This is a genomic window from Pseudomonas sp. P9_31, from assembly GCF_034008235.1.
Lineage (GTDB): Bacteria > Pseudomonadota > Gammaproteobacteria > Pseudomonadales > Pseudomonadaceae > Aquipseudomonas.
On sequence record NZ_CP125375.1, the window covers coordinates 6,250,770 to 6,266,089 of the forward strand.

13 protein-coding genes and 2 pseudogenes are annotated in these 15,320 nt (G+C 60.0%); 9 read left to right on the top strand and 6 right to left on the bottom strand.

The window, feature by feature from the left end:
- Nucleotides 1-138: 138 nt before the first annotated feature.
- The 3 genes and pseudogenes from QMK51_RS28345 to QMK51_RS28355 all read left to right on the top strand — a co-directional run.
- Nucleotides 139-1,143, top strand: a complete 1,005-nt coding sequence (locus QMK51_RS28345; RefSeq protein WP_320392736.1) for an asparaginase — start codon at nt 139-141, stop codon at nt 1,141-1,143.
- Between the two features lie 164 nt (nt 1,144-1,307).
- Nucleotides 1,308-1,490 (top strand): annotated as a pseudogene (locus tag QMK51_RS28350) (AraC family transcriptional regulator); the annotation flags it as partial.
- Nucleotides 1,490-1,741 (top strand): annotated as a pseudogene (locus tag QMK51_RS28355) (histone deacetylase family protein); the annotation flags it as partial. The pseudogenes QMK51_RS28350 and QMK51_RS28355, both read left to right, overlap by 1 nt.
- 135 nt (nt 1,742-1,876) lie before the next feature.
- Here the strand turns inward: QMK51_RS28355 and QMK51_RS28360 are convergent.
- Nucleotides 1,877-3,430 (bottom strand): PLP-dependent aminotransferase family protein, encoded by a 1,554-nt coding sequence (locus QMK51_RS28360; RefSeq protein WP_320392737.1) that lies wholly within the window; start codon nt 3,428-3,430, stop codon nt 1,877-1,879.
- A 125-nt stretch (nt 3,431-3,555) separates the two neighbouring features.
- Between QMK51_RS28360 and QMK51_RS28365 the strand changes: the two genes are divergently transcribed.
- A complete protein-coding gene (locus QMK51_RS28365; protein WP_320392738.1) occupies nt 3,556-4,002 on the top strand; it encodes a GNAT family N-acetyltransferase in 447 nt (148 codons plus the stop codon).
- Between the two features lie 17 nt (nt 4,003-4,019).
- Nucleotides 4,020-4,691 carry a GNAT family N-acetyltransferase gene (locus QMK51_RS28370; RefSeq protein ID WP_052966078.1) on the top strand — a complete coding sequence of 224 codons (672 nt, stop codon included), beginning with the start codon at nt 4,020-4,022 and terminating at the stop codon, nt 4,689-4,691.
- A 121-nt stretch (nt 4,692-4,812) separates the two neighbouring features.
- Here QMK51_RS28370 and QMK51_RS28375 read toward each other — a convergent pair whose 3' ends face one another.
- Nucleotides 4,813-5,712 carry a homocysteine S-methyltransferase family protein gene (locus QMK51_RS28375; protein ID WP_258698257.1) on the bottom strand — a complete coding sequence of 300 codons (900 nt, stop codon included), beginning with the start codon at nt 5,710-5,712 and terminating at the stop codon, nt 4,813-4,815.
- Nucleotides 5,713-5,822: 110 nt separating this feature from the next.
- Between QMK51_RS28375 and QMK51_RS28380 the strand changes: the two genes are divergently transcribed.
- From QMK51_RS28380 to QMK51_RS28390, 3 genes are all read left to right on the top strand, one after another.
- Nucleotides 5,823-6,644 (top strand): ABC transporter substrate-binding protein, encoded by an 822-nt coding sequence (locus tag QMK51_RS28380; protein WP_258698258.1) that lies wholly within the window; start codon nt 5,823-5,825, stop codon nt 6,642-6,644.
- Nucleotides 6,641-7,483, top strand: coding sequence for an amino acid ABC transporter permease (locus QMK51_RS28385; RefSeq protein ID WP_258698259.1), 843 nt, complete (start codon nt 6,641-6,643; stop codon nt 7,481-7,483). Before QMK51_RS28380 ends, QMK51_RS28385 begins: the two co-directional genes overlap by 4 nt.
- Before the next feature lie 312 nt (nt 7,484-7,795).
- Entirely contained in the window at nt 7,796-9,169 is a 1,374-nt protein-coding gene (locus QMK51_RS28390) for an autotransporter domain-containing protein (RefSeq protein WP_413817508.1), read from the top strand.
- A 222-nt stretch (nt 9,170-9,391) separates the two neighbouring features.
- Here the strand turns inward: QMK51_RS28390 and oadA are convergent, their stop codons facing one another.
- Both oadA and QMK51_RS28400 read right to left on the bottom strand, forming a co-directional pair.
- A complete protein-coding gene (oadA, locus tag QMK51_RS28395) occupies nt 9,392-11,200 on the bottom strand; it encodes a sodium-extruding oxaloacetate decarboxylase subunit alpha (protein WP_258698260.1) in 1,809 nt (602 codons plus the stop codon).
- Nucleotides 11,201-11,211: 11 nt separating this feature from the next.
- On the bottom strand, nt 11,212-12,627 hold the full coding sequence (locus QMK51_RS28400; RefSeq protein ID WP_258698261.1) for an acetyl-CoA carboxylase biotin carboxylase subunit: 1,416 nt from the start codon (nt 12,625-12,627) through the stop codon (nt 11,212-11,214).
- Between the two features lie 190 nt (nt 12,628-12,817).
- Between QMK51_RS28400 and QMK51_RS28405 the strand changes: the two genes are divergently transcribed.
- Nucleotides 12,818-13,780 carry a LysR family transcriptional regulator gene (locus QMK51_RS28405; protein ID WP_258698262.1) on the top strand — a complete coding sequence of 321 codons (963 nt, stop codon included), beginning with the start codon at nt 12,818-12,820 and terminating at the stop codon, nt 13,778-13,780.
- Here the strand turns inward: QMK51_RS28405 and QMK51_RS28410 are convergent.
- Together QMK51_RS28410 and hexR are read right to left on the bottom strand one after the other, a co-directional pair.
- Nucleotides 13,722-13,934, bottom strand: a complete 213-nt coding sequence (locus QMK51_RS28410; protein ID WP_223489242.1) for a PA3496 family putative envelope integrity protein — start codon at nt 13,932-13,934, stop codon at nt 13,722-13,724. The genes QMK51_RS28405 and QMK51_RS28410 overlap by 59 nt on opposite strands.
- A gap of 255 nt (nt 13,935-14,189) precedes the next feature.
- The gene (gene hexR / locus QMK51_RS28415) at nt 14,190-15,056 is read right to left on the bottom strand and encodes a transcriptional regulator HexR (protein WP_003187110.1); all 867 of its coding nucleotides are present in this window, start codon (nt 15,054-15,056) and stop codon (nt 14,190-14,192) included.
- Nucleotides 15,057-15,320: the final 264 nt, after the last annotated feature.

Genomic DNA, 15,320 nt, shown 5'->3' on the forward strand with positions numbered 1-15,320 from the left:
GACACAGCGTTCGGTCGGCGTCATGCTCGACCCTACGCTGTGGCAGCTAGATGAGGCTGCCGTTCAGGGTTCAAGCCTGCAAGACCGCATCGCGGCCATTCGCGAGCAAGCCCGCTCCCACAGTTTTCGGAGACCCCCATGAATTCCTCGACTTTTCCTGCTGCCCAGCACGTCATGGTGCTCTACACCGGTGGCACCATCGGTATGCAAGCCAGTGCCCACGGCCTGGCTCCGGCGTCCGGTTTCGAAGCGCGGATGCGCGACTACCTGCACGGCCAGCCTGAGCTGGTGGTGCCGCAGTGGCGCTTTCGCGAGATGTCGCCGCTGATCGACAGCGCCAACATGACACCGGCGTACTGGCAGCAACTGCGTGAAGCGGTGGTCGACGCCGTCGATGTCCAGGGCTGCGACAGCGTGTTGATCCTGCATGGCACCGACACCCTGGCCTACAGCGCCGCGGCCATGAGCTTTCAATTGCTCGGCCTGCATGCCCGCGTGGTGTTCACCGGCTCGATGTTACCGGCCGGTGTGACCGACAGCGATGCCTGGGAAAACCTCAGCGGTGCGTTGGTTGCCCTTGGTCAAGGCCTGGCGCCGGGGGTTCATCTGTACTTCCACGGCGAGCTGCTCGACCCGACTCGTTGCGCGAAGGTTCGCAGTTTCGGTCGTCATCCGTTCAAGCGGCTGGAGCGCCAGGGCGGCGGTGTGAAGGCGACTTCCGTGCCGGCGCAGCTGAACTACAACCAACCCAATCAACTGGCGAAAGTCGCGGTACTGCCACTGTTCCCCGGCATCGGCGCCGAGCAGCTCGATGGCCTGCTCAACAGCGGTATTCAGGGTCTGGTGCTGGAATGTTATGGCAGCGGTACCGGGCCAAGCGACAACCCCGAGTTTCTCGCCAGCCTGGAACGGGCGCGAGACAAAGGTGTGGTGGTGGTCGCGGTCACGCAATGCCATGAAGGTGGAGTGCATCTCGACGTGTACGAGGCCGGTAGCCGCTTGCGTGATGCCGGTGTGTTGTCCGGTGGCGGCATGACCCGCGAGGCGGCGCTCGGCAAGTTGCGTGCGCTGCTGGGTGCGGGGCTTGAAACTGCTGAAGTTCGGCGGCTGGCTGAACTCGACCTGTGCGGCGAACTGAGCTGACACAAAGCGGCCCTGTGGGAGCGAGCCTGCTCGCGATAGCGATTGATTATTCAACATTGATATCGACTAGCTTGCCGCCATCGCGAGCAGGCTCGCTCCCACAAGGTGATTGCGCTCGGCACATAACTTGCTCCCGTTCCAGCATCTCGACGCTGGAACACTCCATGCTCCACTCCCATCTCACCACCCTCAACGCCGTTTCCCTGGTGCTTAACACCTTCAAGGCCGAAGGCCTATCCAGCGAGGCGTTATTGGCCGGCAGCGGCATCAGCGCGGCGGATCTGAGCCGGGCGGACACGCGAATCACCACCAATCAAGAGATGCTGGTTTGCGCCAACGCCGTCGCGTCGCCGCTCAGGCACTCCTCGATCAAGGCCACAAAAAGGTCGCGATCCTCGATGTCGATTACCACCACGGCAACGGCACCCAATCGATTTTCTACGAGCGCAGCGATGTGCTGTTCACCTCGATCCATGGCCATCCGGAAGCCGAGTTTCCGTTCTTCCTCGGCTACGAAGACGAACACGGTGAAGGCGCAGGCGAAGGGTTCAACTTCAACTACCCTTTGCCCGCCGGTTCAGGCTGGGACCGTTGGAGCGGCCCGAACCTGTACCCGACGGAAACGGCGATGAGCACGCTTTACACCCTGCAACCGCTGCCTCGCGATGCCGAACGGGCGCGGACCCGGGCCTGGACCAAGATCAAGTCCGGGACCTGATGCGCACGCCGTCGCTCACGCCGGGCTCCAGACCTCTTTGAGCCTCGCCAGTGCCGATTCGATCGCCGCCTCCGGCACTGCGGCGAACCCCAGGACCAGCCCCGCTCGCTGGTCCTCGGGAAGCGTCGTGTCTGGCAGCCAATAACTGCTCAGTCCATTGACCTCCACCCCGACGCTGGTGGCTTGTTCGATCAATTCGCGCTCACGGGCCACGCTGTCGACACGTACCGTCAGGTGCAAACCGGCCGCCACACTGGGCAGCTTACCGACGCCCGGGATATCCACAGGCCAACCATTGAGCAAGACGTTACGCCGACTCAACGCAGCACGGCGCATACGCCGGATGTGTCGCTGGAAATGCCCGGCCGCCATGAACTCAGCCATTACCGCTTGAGTGCTGACTTCCGAATGCCGCACGTCCACCGCACGACGCTGGGAGAAAGCCTCAACCAACCCGGGCGGCAACACCAGATAACCCAGTCTTAACGCCGGGAATGCGACCTTTCCGAAGGTTCCGACATACAGCACTCGCCCCTGCCGATCCAGTGCAGCCAACGGCGCCAGCGGTGCGCCGCTGTAACGGTATTCGCCATCGTAGTCATCCTCGACGATCCAGCCTTGGGTGCGTTCGGCCCAGGCCAATAATTCAAGGCGTCGCGCCAGACTCATGACCACTCCGGTCGGGTACTGATGCGACGGCGTGACGTAAGCCAATCGACAATCGCTGAGTCCCGCCAATTCGGTGCAGTCAATGCCCTCACTGTCCACCGCTACCCCGTGCAATCGCGCGCCAGCTACAGCGAACGCATGACCCGCCGCTCGATACCCCGGATTTTCAATGCCCACCCCGTCGCCAGGCTCCACCAGCAACTGTGCACAAAGGCTAATCCCCTGTTGTGCGCCACTGGTGATCACTATTTGCTCAGCCGAGCACTGCATGCCGCGCGAACTGCGCAAATAAGCAGCAATCAGCCCGCGCAAGCGCTCATCGCCTGCCGGATCGCCATAACACAGTTGCTGTAAATCCGGCTTACGCCAGAAAGCCGCGCTCAGCTTGGCCCAGACCTCGAAAGGAAACAGATCGAACGCCGGCACACCGACCCTGAATGCGCGCGGTGGACCACCCGGCGGCACGGCCAAATGATTCTTTTCAACGCGCCCCAAAGCGCCGCTGTGGATAACTTTACTGGATGAAACCACAGGCAAATCCAGCCAATTTGTGGATAAGGCTGTGGGTAAGCCTGTTGAAAACCCTGTGGATACTTTTGTGGATAATTTTTTCACCGGCCACGCGGCTTGAGGCAATTGCGCGACGTAAGTCCCGTCGCCCACACGCCCTTCGATGAAGCCTTCAGCGTAAAGCTGATCGTAGGCCCGGACCACGCTGTTGCGGGAGATCGATAACGCCGCCGCCAGATCGCGACTGGCTGGCAGACGTGTGCCGCTGGCCAATCGTCCGTCGAGCACGCGTACCCGCAGCGCTTGATAGAGCTGACGGCTCAGGCCCTGACGGCGATCGAGTTCGATACCGGCCGGGTTGAACGACGAGGGAAGCGGCGTATTCGACATGAAAATGGACCTATGAAATTGGTCATTAATGGCTCTTACAACAGACCATTAGCCTGCCTAGGATGAAGGCATTCGCCAAGGAAATTTTTCCTGTACCTGCCACTTTGACGCGTTAAGGAATGAACATGAGTCAGATCGACATCCGCCAGGTCACCGCCGACGATCACGCTGCCTGGCTGCCGTTGTGGCAAGCCTACTTGCGGTTCTACAACACCGAATTGCCCGACGCAGTCACCCAGAGCACCTGGCAGCGCCTGCTCGACTCGAGCGAACCGACCCACGGGGCGCTGGCCTGGGCCGATGGCAAAGCGGTGGGCATGGTGCATTTCATCTACCACCGCTCGAACTGGAGCATCGAAAACTCCTGCTACCTGCAAGACTTGCTGGTGACGCCCGAAACCCGCGGCACCGGTGTCGGTCGGCAACTGATTGAATTCGTCTACACCATGGCCAAGGCCGACGGGTGCTGCGAGGTCCATTGGCTGACCCATGAAACCAACGCCACCGCGATCCAGCTCTATGAGCGCATCGCCGAACGGCCTGGCTTCATCCAGTTTTGCAAAGCCCTTTAAGGTTCAAGGAGAGCAGCATGTCGACTTCACTCGCGGACTGGAAAGGTGTTCCGCCACCCTCGGTTCAACTGATCGAAGGGCGTTTCATCCGCCTGGAAAAACTTGACCCGGCGCGTCACGCCGACGGTTTGTGGAAAGCCCTCGAAGGCCCGGGCTCAGATCCGAAACTCTGGGACTATTTGCCCTATGGTCCTTTCCCGGAGCGTAGCGCGTTCAACGATTGGCTGAACAACCACGCGGCCAACAGTGACCCGTATTTCTTCACGGTGATCGACCGCGCCAGCGGCGACGTGCAAGGCATCCTCAGCCTGATGTCGATTGTCCCTTCCCAGGGCCGCATCGAAATCGGCCATGTGACCTTCGGCGCGCCGATGCAACGTTCACCAAAAAGTACCGAGGCGGTTTACCTACTGGCCAGGGAATCCTTTGCCTTGGGTTATCGGCGCCTGGAATGGAAGTGCAACAACGGCAACGCTCGCTCCAAGTATGCGGCGGAGCGGTTGGGGTTCAGTTTTGAAGGGGTGTTCCGTCAGCACATGGTGGTCAAGGGGCAGAACCGTGATACGGCGTGGTATTCGATTCTGGATTCGGAATGGCCAGCGATTGGCGCGGGGTTCGAGCGGTGGCTGTCCGATGAGAACCAGACGGAATCGGGGCAGGTGAAAACTCTGGTTGAGTGCCGCCAGTAATCTTCGGCGCCCGGACGGACGCTATCGCGAGCAGGCTCGCTCCCACATCGGATCGTTGTCGAGCACAATATACGTGTTCACTGAAGATCTATTGTGGGAGCGAGCCTGCTCGCGATTGGTGTCACGCCAATTTCTGGGCGAGCACCGCAATATGCTCCGGCCCGATCCCGCAGCACCCGCCCAAATGGCTGGCCCCGCGCTTGCGCCAGTCGGCTGCCCACTGCAGATAACCCGGCGGGTCGAGATCCTCGCGCAACGGGTCCAGGCCGTCATTGGCCGTGGCCTCTTTTGGCTGCGGCGGGAAGGCATTGGCGTACGCGCCGATGTGAATCTTCACCCCCAAGCGTTCGAAGGTTTCCCGCGCCGCATCAATCGCCGCGCCGATCACCTCTGGCTGGCTGCAGTTGAACAGCAAGGTCTCGACACCCAACTCAGCCGCCACCACGGCGGCCTCAGCCACGGGTTCACCGGAACGCAATCGCGGCACTTCGTCGGTGTCTTCATCCTTCAAGGTAAACGACAACCAGAACGGCTTGCCGTCCTTCGGCAGACCCGCATGGATCGCCCGCGCCTCGATGATCGAACTCTGGGTTTCGGCCAGCCACAGGTCGACATGAGGCGCCAGTCCATTGACCAGGGGCGCCAGCAATTCAGTTACGCGAGCAGCGTCGAACAGGTCCGGACGATAGGAGCCGAACAAGGGTGGCAATGAACCGGCCACACGCACCGGTTTACCCGCCGCATCGACCGCACGACGGGCCAGTTCACCGGCCAACGCCGCAAGCGCCTGCCCCTCAGCGGCAAAACGCTCTTCGCCAATATGGAACGGCACCACTGCGTAACTGTTGCTGGTGATCACGTTGGCACCGCTTTCAATATAAGCCGCGTGCACCGCCTCTACGGCTTGCGGCGCCTCGCTCAGGGCCAGTGCCGACCACTCGGGCTGCTTGAACGGCGCCCCTCGGCGTTGCAGCTCCCGACCCATGCCGCCATCCAGAATTACCGTGCTGCCTGCGCCCATATGCTTTTCACTCATAAGCTTATGAAAATAACTCACTATCGGAGTCGTTCTTATAACTATTTAATACGCACCATCAGGTTAATAACAACCTCTTTTTTCAGGGATCAACTGTGAAATTTCAACCGCTGCTGGCCCTGGGCCTGACGATTCTAGCTGCCTCCACCCAAGCCTTGGCGGGTGTCACCCTGGATCGCATCGAGCAAAAGAAAGAATTGGTGGGTGTGTTGATGGAAAGCTATCCGCCCTTCTCGTTTCTCAACGACAAAAACCAGCTCGACGGTTTCGACGTCGACGTGGCCAAGGCCGTGGCGGACAAGCTGGGGGTCAAGCTGCGCCTTGAAACGCCGTCCTGGGATGTGATCGCCGCCGGTCGCTGGAGCGGGCGTTATGACATCTGCATCTGCTCCATGACCCCGAGCAAGGCTCGCGCCGAAGTCTTCGATTTTCCGGTCGAGTACTACGCTTCCCCTGCCGTGATCGTGGTCAATGCCAAAGACGACAGCATCCACAGCGCCAAGGACCTGAGCGGCAAAAAAGTCGGCCTCACCAGCGCCTCCAGCTATGAAAGCTACCTGAACAAAAACCTGGTGATCGAAGGCGCTGAAGATACCCAATTGCAGTACCCCTTCGAGAACGTGCAAATCGCCCCGTATGACACCGACAACGTGGCATTCCAGGATTTGGGCCTGGGCGCCGGCGTGCGTCTGGACGCTATTCTCACCAATCTGGTGACCGCGCAACCGCGCCTGAACGAAGACAAACGCTTCAAGCTCGCCGGTGAGCCGTTATACTCGGAGCCAAACTCGGTGGCCATCGAAAAGGGCGACGCCCAGTGGGACGCCAAAGTACGTGATGTGTTTGCCCAGTTGAAACAGGACGGCACCTTGAGCAAGCTATCGCAAAAATGGATCGGCGCCGACATCAGTAAATGACTTCTTTCCCCAAACCACCTCAGCCACCGCAACCGGTGGCTGAGTCGTTGTTGCAACGGATTTTCGGTTTCCGCACGCGGTTGTACCTGACCTGGGCGGCGATGTTCGGCTTGTTCGCGAGTTTCTTCCTGAGCTTCGACCTGAAGTTCTCGATCATTCTCGACAAACTGCCAAACCTGATCGGCTTGCACCTGGCGCCCAACGGCTTTCTGCAAGGCGCGGCGCTGACGTTGTTCTTGTGCCTGTGCTCGATTGTGGCGTCGTCGCTGCTGGGCTTCATCACCGCCCTGGCCCGACTGTCGAAAAGTGCCGTAGCGTTCGGCATCGCAAGCTTCTATGCCTCGTTCTTTCGCGGCACACCGCTGCTGATCCAGATTCTGCTGATCTACCTCGGCCTGCCGCAACTCGGCGTCGTGCCGGGCGCCATCGCCGCCGGCATCATCGCTCTGTCGCTGAACTACGGCGCCTACCTGAGCGAAATCTTCCGCGCCGGCATCCTCGGCGTCCCCCACGGCCAACGCGAAGCGTCGCTGGCCCTGGGCATGCGCGAAACCGTGATCTTCTGGCGCGTCACCCTGCCCCAGGCCATGCGCACCATCATCCCGCCCACCACCAACCAGTTCATCTCCATGCTCAAGGACTCGTCACTGATCTCGGTGATGGGGGTTTGGGAAGTGATGTTCCTGGCGCAGTCGTATGGGCGCTCGAGCTATCGCTATATCGAAATGCTGACAACGGCGGCGATTATTTATTGGCTGATGTCGATTGGCTTGGAGCTGATTCAGGCGCGGATGGAGCGGCATTACGGGAAGGCGTATTTGAGCCGTAGCCAGGTTTAAAGCAAAAAGATCGCAGCCTTCGGCAGCTCCTACTTCGGGTCGACGTACACCCAAGGAGCTGCCGAGGGCTGCGATCTTTTGTTCTTTCACGTGCGGTAGATGCGCTTTGTTACGGCACGATAGCCCCCATGTCTTGATTCGCTGTAAGAAAAAGCGTCCAGCACGAATGGCTAAAAACAGCCGCCCTCCAGCGGCCGGCAATTTTCGACACATCCTTCTGACACCCCCCGCAAGCCCGCCGGAAGCGACTGACATCGGCACCTATAGCCTCCCTTTTAGAGTTTGGCCTCCTGTCAAAAGAGGCTGTACTCGATGCCCGTTCAACAAAAATACCGACCACAACACCTTGTCCTGGCCATTGCACTTGCCGTTGGTTGTGCAGAGTTCTCCCTGGCCCAGCAACTGGAGCCTCAAGTCGATGCCGACGCAAAGCCCACCAAAACCCGAAAAAAAACCGCCAAGCCTGTAGCCCCCACTGGCAGTGTGCTTGAAGAGGCCACCAGCGATCTGGCATTCATGACGCCGCAGGCTTCCTATAGTGACACTCAAGTGGCGCTGACCCGCAACGACGTGCCGCTCGAGACGGTTGCCACCTCTGACAGCGGGCAGGCCCTGGCCCGCAGTGTGGACACCCCCAAAACCGTGATCGCCAACCCCGCCGTCAGCGCGCTGGTGGTCAGCGACAAGGCCAATGCCTCCGTCGCCATTGAACAATTGGCCGCCGGTAGCAACGCCAACCTCGCAAAAGCCACTTTAAGCAGTGTCAGCCCCGTCAGTGCCAGCATGCTCTCAGCCATGCGCCAGCTGACTAACGGCACGGGCACTTTCTCCGACAAAACTCCACGCCTTGCCGCTGACAGTGAGAGCCGCAGCCGCGTCTGGCTTCAGGCATTGGGCAATGGCGGCAAAGTCGAGAGTGATTTCGCCAGCACTCTGAAACATTCCACCCAAGGCCTCGTTCTGGGCGCCGACTGGCGGCTCGACGAGCAATGGCAAGTCGGGGTGATAGGCGGAAAATCACAGACGAAACTCGATGCCCGGCAATTCGACGGCGATCTCGACAGTTGGCACCTGGGGGCTTATGCGATGCGCCAGGACGGCCCATTGGCGCTGCGTCTCGGTGCTACCTACGCCAGCCATGAAGGCAGCAGCAAACGTCGGGTCGCATTCAACGGATTCAACGACCGCCTCAAAGGCAGCTATGACGCCAACACCCAGCAGGCCTTCGCCGAAGCGGGCTTCAATCTGGGCCGCAACAAGGTGATGGTCGAGCCATTCGCCAGCGTCGGTTATCAACGCTACCAGCGTAACAACCACACCGAAAAAGGTGGGGATGCTGCGCTGAAAGTCTATGGGCAGACCCAGGACAACTTCAGCAGCACCTTCGGCCTGCGCGCGGCAAAGCTGAACACATTGGACAACGGCATGCGACTGACACCGCGATTCAGCGCCGGCTGGAAACACATCTACGGCGAGCTCGACAGCGAAACGCGCCAACAGCTGGCCAAGGGCGGGAAACGTTTCGACATCGCCGGGGCAGCGTTTGATCGCGACAGCCTGTCGCTTGATGCCGGGCTCGACCTGGGGCTCTCGGCCAACCACACGCTGGGTGTGGGCGTCACTGGGGAGATTGGCACTGACAGCCGCAGTCATGGCGTGATGGGACAATGGCGGATAGCGTTCTGATGAACTCGCCTCCCCCTCACTGATTCAGCACAGCACCTTGTGGGAGCGGGCTTGCTCGCGAATGCGGAGTGTCAGTCAATATGGATGCTGAACGTCACACCGTTTTCGCGAGCAAGCCCGCTCCCACATTGGATCTGCGGAGCCTCACCAAAGTGGCCGGGCGAAAAAAAAGGGGAGCACATGCCCCCCCGAGGTTTAAAGCGGTATATCGAGGCTGTTAACTCAGCCTTCGATCTCGATCAGGATCTCGCCCGGGTTCACCCGGTCGCCCTTGACCACGTGAATAGCGGTGACTTTGCCGGCGATGGCCGATTGGACTTCGGTTTCCATCTTCATCGCTTCGGTGATCAGCACGGCTTGGCCGGCTTTCACGGTGTCGCCTTCCTTGACCAGCACATCGACGATGTTGCCTGGCATGGTGGTGCTGACGTGGCCCGGTGCAGTGGCTTGCTTGCGCTTGCTGCTGCCGCCGCTGACGAATTCGTTGAGCGGTTCGAACACCACTTCTTCCGGCATGCCGTCGATGGACAGGTAGAAGTGGCGCTTGCCTTCCGCTTTGACGCCCACACCGGTGATGTCGACGCGGTAGGTTTCACCGTGAACGTCGATGACGAACTCGGTCGGCACGCCTTCGCCACCCGCCGAAGTCACGCCGCCGGCTTCCGGAATCGGTAGCAGCACTTCTGGGGCCAGGGTGCCGGCAGCACGTTCTTCGAGGAACTTGCGGCCGATGTCCGGGAACATGGCGTAGGTCAGCACGTCTTCTTCAGACTTGGCCACGGCGCCGATTTCGGCACGCAGCTTGGTCATTTCCGGTTTGAGCAGATCGGCTGGACGGACGTCGATCACCTCTTCGCTGCCAATGGCTTGGCGACGCAGCTTTTCATTCACCGTACCCGGCGCCTTGCCGTAGCCGCCTTGCAGGTAGAGCTTCACCTCGTTGGTGATGGTCTTGTAGCGCTCGCCAGCCAGCACATTGAAGAACGCCTGGGTGCCGACGATTTGCGAGGTCGGGGTCACCAGCGGCGGGAAGCCGAGGTCTTCACGAACGCGAGGGATCTCCGCCAGCACTTCGCTCATGCGGTTCAGGGCGCCCTGCTCTTTCAACTGGTTGGCCAGGTTGGAAATCATCCCGCCCGGAACCTGGTTGACTTGAACGCGAGTGTCGACGGCAGTGAATTCGCTTTCGAACTGGTGGTACTTCTTGCGCACGGCGTAGAAGTACAGGCCGATCTCTTGCAGCAGCTCCAGGTTCAAACCCGTGTCGAACTCGCTGCCTTTAAGGGCGGCGACCATCGATTCGGTGCCCGGGTGGCTGGTGCCCCAGGCGAAGCTGGAGATCGCGGTGTCGATATGGTCGGCGCCGTTTTCGATGGCCTTGAGTTGGCACATTGCAGCCAGGCCAGCGGTGTCATGGGAATGGATGAACACCGGCAGCGATTGCTCGGCTTTCAGCGCCTTGACCAGCTCGCCAGTGGCGTATGGGGTCAGCAGGCCAGCCATGTCCTTGATCGCCACCGAGTCGCAACCCATGGCTTCCATTTGCTTGGCTTGCGCCACGAAAGCCTCGATGGTGTGTACCGGGCTGGTGGTGTAAGCGATGGTGCCTTGGGCGTGTTTACCGGCAGCTTTCACCGCTTCGATGGCCACCCGCAGGTTACGCACGTCGTTCATCGCATCGAAAATGCGGAACACGTCGATGCCGTTGACCGCAGCCTTGGCGACGAAGGCTTTGACCACGTCGTCGCTGTAGTGGCGGTAGCCCAGCAGGTTCTGGCCACGCAGGAGCATTTGCAGACGCGTGTTAGGCAAAGCCGCGCGCAGTTGGCGCAGACGCTCCCACGGGTCTTCTTTCAGGAAGCGTACGCAGGCGTCGAAGGTCGCGCCGCCCCAGCATTCCAGCGACCAGTAGCCGACTTTGTCGAGCTTGTCGCAGATCGGCAGCATGTCTTCGGTGCGCATGCGGGTGGCGAGCAGCGATTGGTGGGCGTCGCGCAGGATTGTGTCGGTAACGTGGATTTGCTTGCTCATTGTTCTTTTCCTCACAGGCCTGCGTGGGCGGCGATGGCGGCGGCGATGGCCAGGGCCAGCTCTTCGGGTTTGCGCTTGATCGAGTAGTTGGTCAGTTCAGGGTGGCTTTCAACGAAGCTGGTGTTGAACTGGCCGCTACGAAATTCCGGATTACGCAGGATTTCCTGGTAGTACGCGGCGGTGGTCTTGACCCCTTGCAGACGCATGTCGTCCAGAGCTCGCAAGCCACGGTCCATCGCCTCTTCCCAGGTCAGCGCCCAGACCACCAGTTTCAGGCACATGGAATCGTAGAACGGTGGAATGGTGTAACCGGTATAGATCGCCGTATCGGTGCGCACACCAGGACCACCGGGTGCGTAGTAACGGGTGATCTTGCCGAAGCTCGGCAGGAAGTTGTTTTTCGGGTCTTCGGCGTTGATCCGGAATTGCAACGCGAAACCGCGGTGCTGGATGTCTTCCTGTTTCACCGAGAGCGGCAGGCCGGAGGCGATGCGGATCTGCTCGCGCACGATGTCGATGCCGGTGATTTCTTCGGTGATGGTGTGTTCCACCTGCACCCGGGTGTTCATCTCCATGAAGTACACCTCGCCCTCGGCGAGCAGGAACTCCACGGTGCCGGCGTTCTCGTAACCCACGGCCTTGGCCGCACGCACCGACAGGTCGCCGATGTAGGCACGCTGCTCCGGGGTCAGTTGCGGGCTCGGAGCAATCTCGATCAGCTTCTGGTTGCGACGCTGGATCGAGCAGTCACGCTCGAACAGGTGCACGACGTTACCGAAGCTGTCACCGAGGATCTGCGCTTCGATGTGTTTCGGATTGACGATGCATTTTTCCAGGAACACTTCCGCCGAACCGAACGCCTTGGTGGCTTCGGAAATCACTCGCGGAAAGGCTTGTTCGAGTTCTTCGCGGCTGTTGCAACGACGAATACCGCGGCCGCCGCCACCGGACGTGGCCTTGAGCATCACCGGGTAACCGATGCGGTCGCCTTCGCTCAGGGCTTCTTCGATGCCCGACACGTTGCCTTCGGTACCTGGGGTGACCGGTACGCCAGCCTTGATCATGCTGCGGCGCGCTTCGGTCTTGTCGCCCATGCGGCGAATCACTTCAGCCGATGGACCAATGAATTTGATCCCGCGTTCAGCACAGATGTCCGCCAGCTCGGCATTTTCCGAAAGGAAGCCGTAGCCGGGGTGCAACGCATCGCAACCGGTTTCCACGGCCAGGTTCACCAGCTTGCGCGGGTTCAGGTAACCGGCCAGTGGCTCGGCACCGATGCTGTGGGCCTCGTCCGCACGCTTCACATGCAAGGCATGACGGTCGGCGTCGGAATAGATCGCGACCGAGCGGATGCCCATCTCGGCGCAAGCGCGCACGATTCGTACGGCAATCTCACCACGGTTGGCGATCAGGATTTTTTTTATCACTTGGAGGTTCCCTTGAGCCGGTGGTACCCACGACCTGTCAAACCAGGTCGACGCGTGACCAAATGTTTCAATTCAGTCGCAGCTCCACACTAGCCTTCGCAAGGGATTAACAAAAATGAATAATTATTGGGTCATGCATAAGCAAAGACTTATAGTTGAGGCATCAGCCTTCGCTCAGGATTTATAGAAAATGCGTAAGTCATTGATGCGTATGACATTGCGTCAATTGCAAATCTTCAATGAGGTGTGCGACCTAAGGTCCTACAGCCGCGCAGCTGATGAAATGTCTCTCACACAACCTGCCGTGAGCCTACAGATTCGTCAGCTCGAAGAGCTGATCGGCCAACCCTTGTTCGATTACGTCGGCAAAAAACTCTACATGACCGAGGCGGCCGAAGCACTCCAGCGCGCCAGCCGGGACATTTTCGGGCGCCTGGAAAACCTCGATATGCAGCTGTCGGACATGCAAGGCTCATTGCAGGGCCAACTGAAACTGGCGGTGGAATCCAGCGCCAAGTATTTCGTACCGCACCTGTTTGCGGCCTTCAAGCGCCAGCACCCGGAGGTGAATCTGCAACTGACGGTGGTCAACCGTGGGCAAGTGATCCGGCGCCTCTCCGACAACCGCGACGACCTGGTGATCATGTCCATGGTGCCGCAGGACATGGGGCTGGAGTTCTTGCCATTTCTCAACAACCCGATTGTCGCCGTAGCACCGCCGGATCATCCGCTGTGCCACATGGGCCCACTGCGCTTGCAGGATCTGGAGCCCTACACGCTGCTATTACGCGAATCCGGCTCCGGTACGCGACTGGCCTGCGAAGAGTATTTCAAAGAAAAGCGCGTGCACTTCAACCAGACCCAGGAGGTCTCATCGGCCGAAGCCCAGCGTGAATGTGTGCTCGCGGGTCTGGGCTTGGCGCTGTTGACGCGCCATGCCCTGAACCTTGAGTTGGCAACGGGCGGACTGATCGAGTTGCCGGTAGAAGAACTGCCGCTGTTCCGTAGCTGGTGCCTGGTGCAAGCCAAAGCCAAACGGCTGTCACCCGTGGCGCACGCATTCCTTGCGTTTATCCGCAGCGAGCGTATGCAAATCAGCGCCCTGGTTGAGCGTTTCGACGGGAAGTTGCGGGAGCTGCCTGCCAGTAATTGAGTTCCAGACCGTCAGGAAATTCGCCGATTTCGGCCAGAAGCTGGCGGCGTTCGCAGCGATCTTCGATCGCGCGACGAAATTCCATGCGGCGCTGGTCTTCTTGCTGACGACGGGTTTTGACAGCGCTGTTGCGTTCTTCGTAGGGCTGGGCCATTTCGAGTCTCCCAAGGCGAGTACGGGAGTTTCAAGATAGGCGCGAGGGATGACGGTTTGGCGGCGGGAGGGTTACAGAGGTGTGAACATTGGCAGATGACAGGGGTGTTTTTGAGGGCGCCTTCCGGGTAAGCCCTCTCCCACAGGGGCCGGAGGTGTTCGCTCATTCTGTGCAACACAGCCGATCCTTGTGGGAGCGGGCTTGCCCGCGAAAAGGTCGGAACGACCTTCCGACTATTTCACGCCAAACGACGAATCAATCGTCGAGGGCTTTTACTGACTTGGGCGACAGTCGCAAGCTGCGAAGGCTGCGCTTGACGCTTTTCAGGTGATTGACCAGGCTCGGACCGCGGGCCATGGCGACGCCCATCGCCAGCACATCGATCACCACCAGATGGGCGATACGCGACGTCAGCGGCGTGTAGATTTCGGTGTCTTCGTGCACATCGATCGCCAGGTTGACGGTCGACAACTCGGCCAACGGTGTCTGGCTCGGGCACAGGGTGATCAGCGAGGCACCGCTTTCGCGCACCAGGTTGGCCGTGATCAACAGATCTTTGGAACGCCCCGACTGAGAAATACAGATCGCCACGTCGGTTGGCTTCAGGGTGACCGCCGACATCGCCTGCATGTGCGGGTCGGAATACGCCGCGGCGGTCAGCAGCAAACGGAAGAACTTGTGCTGGGCATCCGCCGCTACCGCACCGGAGGCACCGAAGCCGTAGAACTCGACACGCTGGGCCTGGGACATCGCCGTCACGGCTTTCTGCAACGCCACCGGATCGAGTTTCTCGCGAACCTCCATCAGCGTATGCAGGGTGGTGTCGAAGATTTTCAGGCTGTAATCGGCAACCGAATCGTCTTCATGGATCGCGAACTGCCCGAAACTCGCGCCGGCCGCCAGGCTCTGCGCCAGTTTCAGTTTCAAATCCTGAAACCCGGAGCAACCGATGGCGCGGCAAAACCGCACGATGGTCGGCTCGCTGATGCCCACACTGTGGGCCAGGTCGGCCATGGAACTGTGCATCACCGCCGCAGGGTCAAGCAGCACGTGGTCGGCGACCTTGAGCTCCGACTTGCGTAACAGGTGGCGTGACTGGGCGATGTGTTGCAGCAGATTCAAAGGGGCGGACTCTTTGTTATTGGCAGGTGCCGGGGATGTAGCACGCTTGTAGTTATACTACATGAATTGGCTTTTTGCCTGCTCAATGCGTAACAAGATCCCGCCAATTCAGACACGCGCGCTGCATGTAGCCCTACGGCCGAGGTCTGCGCGAACCCGTGTCGTGGAAGCTGCTGACAAGCCCGCACCTCTCCCCCTCCCTCTCTCCCTCTCTCCCGAGCCCCCGAGCCCAATGCTGGCCAGGCACGCGACGCACAATTTTAC

Excerpts from the sequence above, each read along its gene's own strand:
- QMK51_RS28410 (WP_223489242.1), bottom strand. The coding sequence starts at position 13,934 with ATGGCCCAGCCCTACGAAGAACGCAACAGCGCTGTCAAAACCCGTCGT.
- QMK51_RS28345 (WP_320392736.1), top strand. The coding sequence starts at position 139 with ATGAATTCCTCGACTTTTCCTGCTGCCCAGCACGTCATGGTGCTCTAC.
- QMK51_RS28370 (WP_052966078.1), top strand. The coding sequence starts at position 4,020 with ATGTCGACTTCACTCGCGGACTGGAAAGGTGTTCCGCCACCCTCGGTT.
- QMK51_RS28390 (WP_413817508.1), top strand. The coding sequence starts at position 7,796 with ATGCCCGTTCAACAAAAATACCGACCACAACACCTTGTCCTGGCCATT.
- QMK51_RS28360 (WP_320392737.1), bottom strand. The coding sequence starts at position 3,430 with ATGTCGAATACGCCGCTTCCCTCGTCGTTCAACCCGGCCGGTATCGAA.
- QMK51_RS28375 (WP_258698257.1), bottom strand. The coding sequence starts at position 5,712 with ATGGGCGCAGGCAGCACGGTAATTCTGGATGGCGGCATGGGTCGGGAG.
- QMK51_RS28405 (WP_258698262.1), top strand. The coding sequence starts at position 12,818 with ATGCGTAAGTCATTGATGCGTATGACATTGCGTCAATTGCAAATCTTC.
- QMK51_RS28385 (WP_258698259.1), top strand. The coding sequence starts at position 6,641 with ATGACTTCTTTCCCCAAACCACCTCAGCCACCGCAACCGGTGGCTGAG.
- QMK51_RS28365 (WP_320392738.1), top strand. The coding sequence starts at position 3,556 with ATGAGTCAGATCGACATCCGCCAGGTCACCGCCGACGATCACGCTGCC.
- oadA (WP_258698260.1), bottom strand. The coding sequence starts at position 11,200 with ATGAGCAAGCAAATCCACGTTACCGACACAATCCTGCGCGACGCCCAC.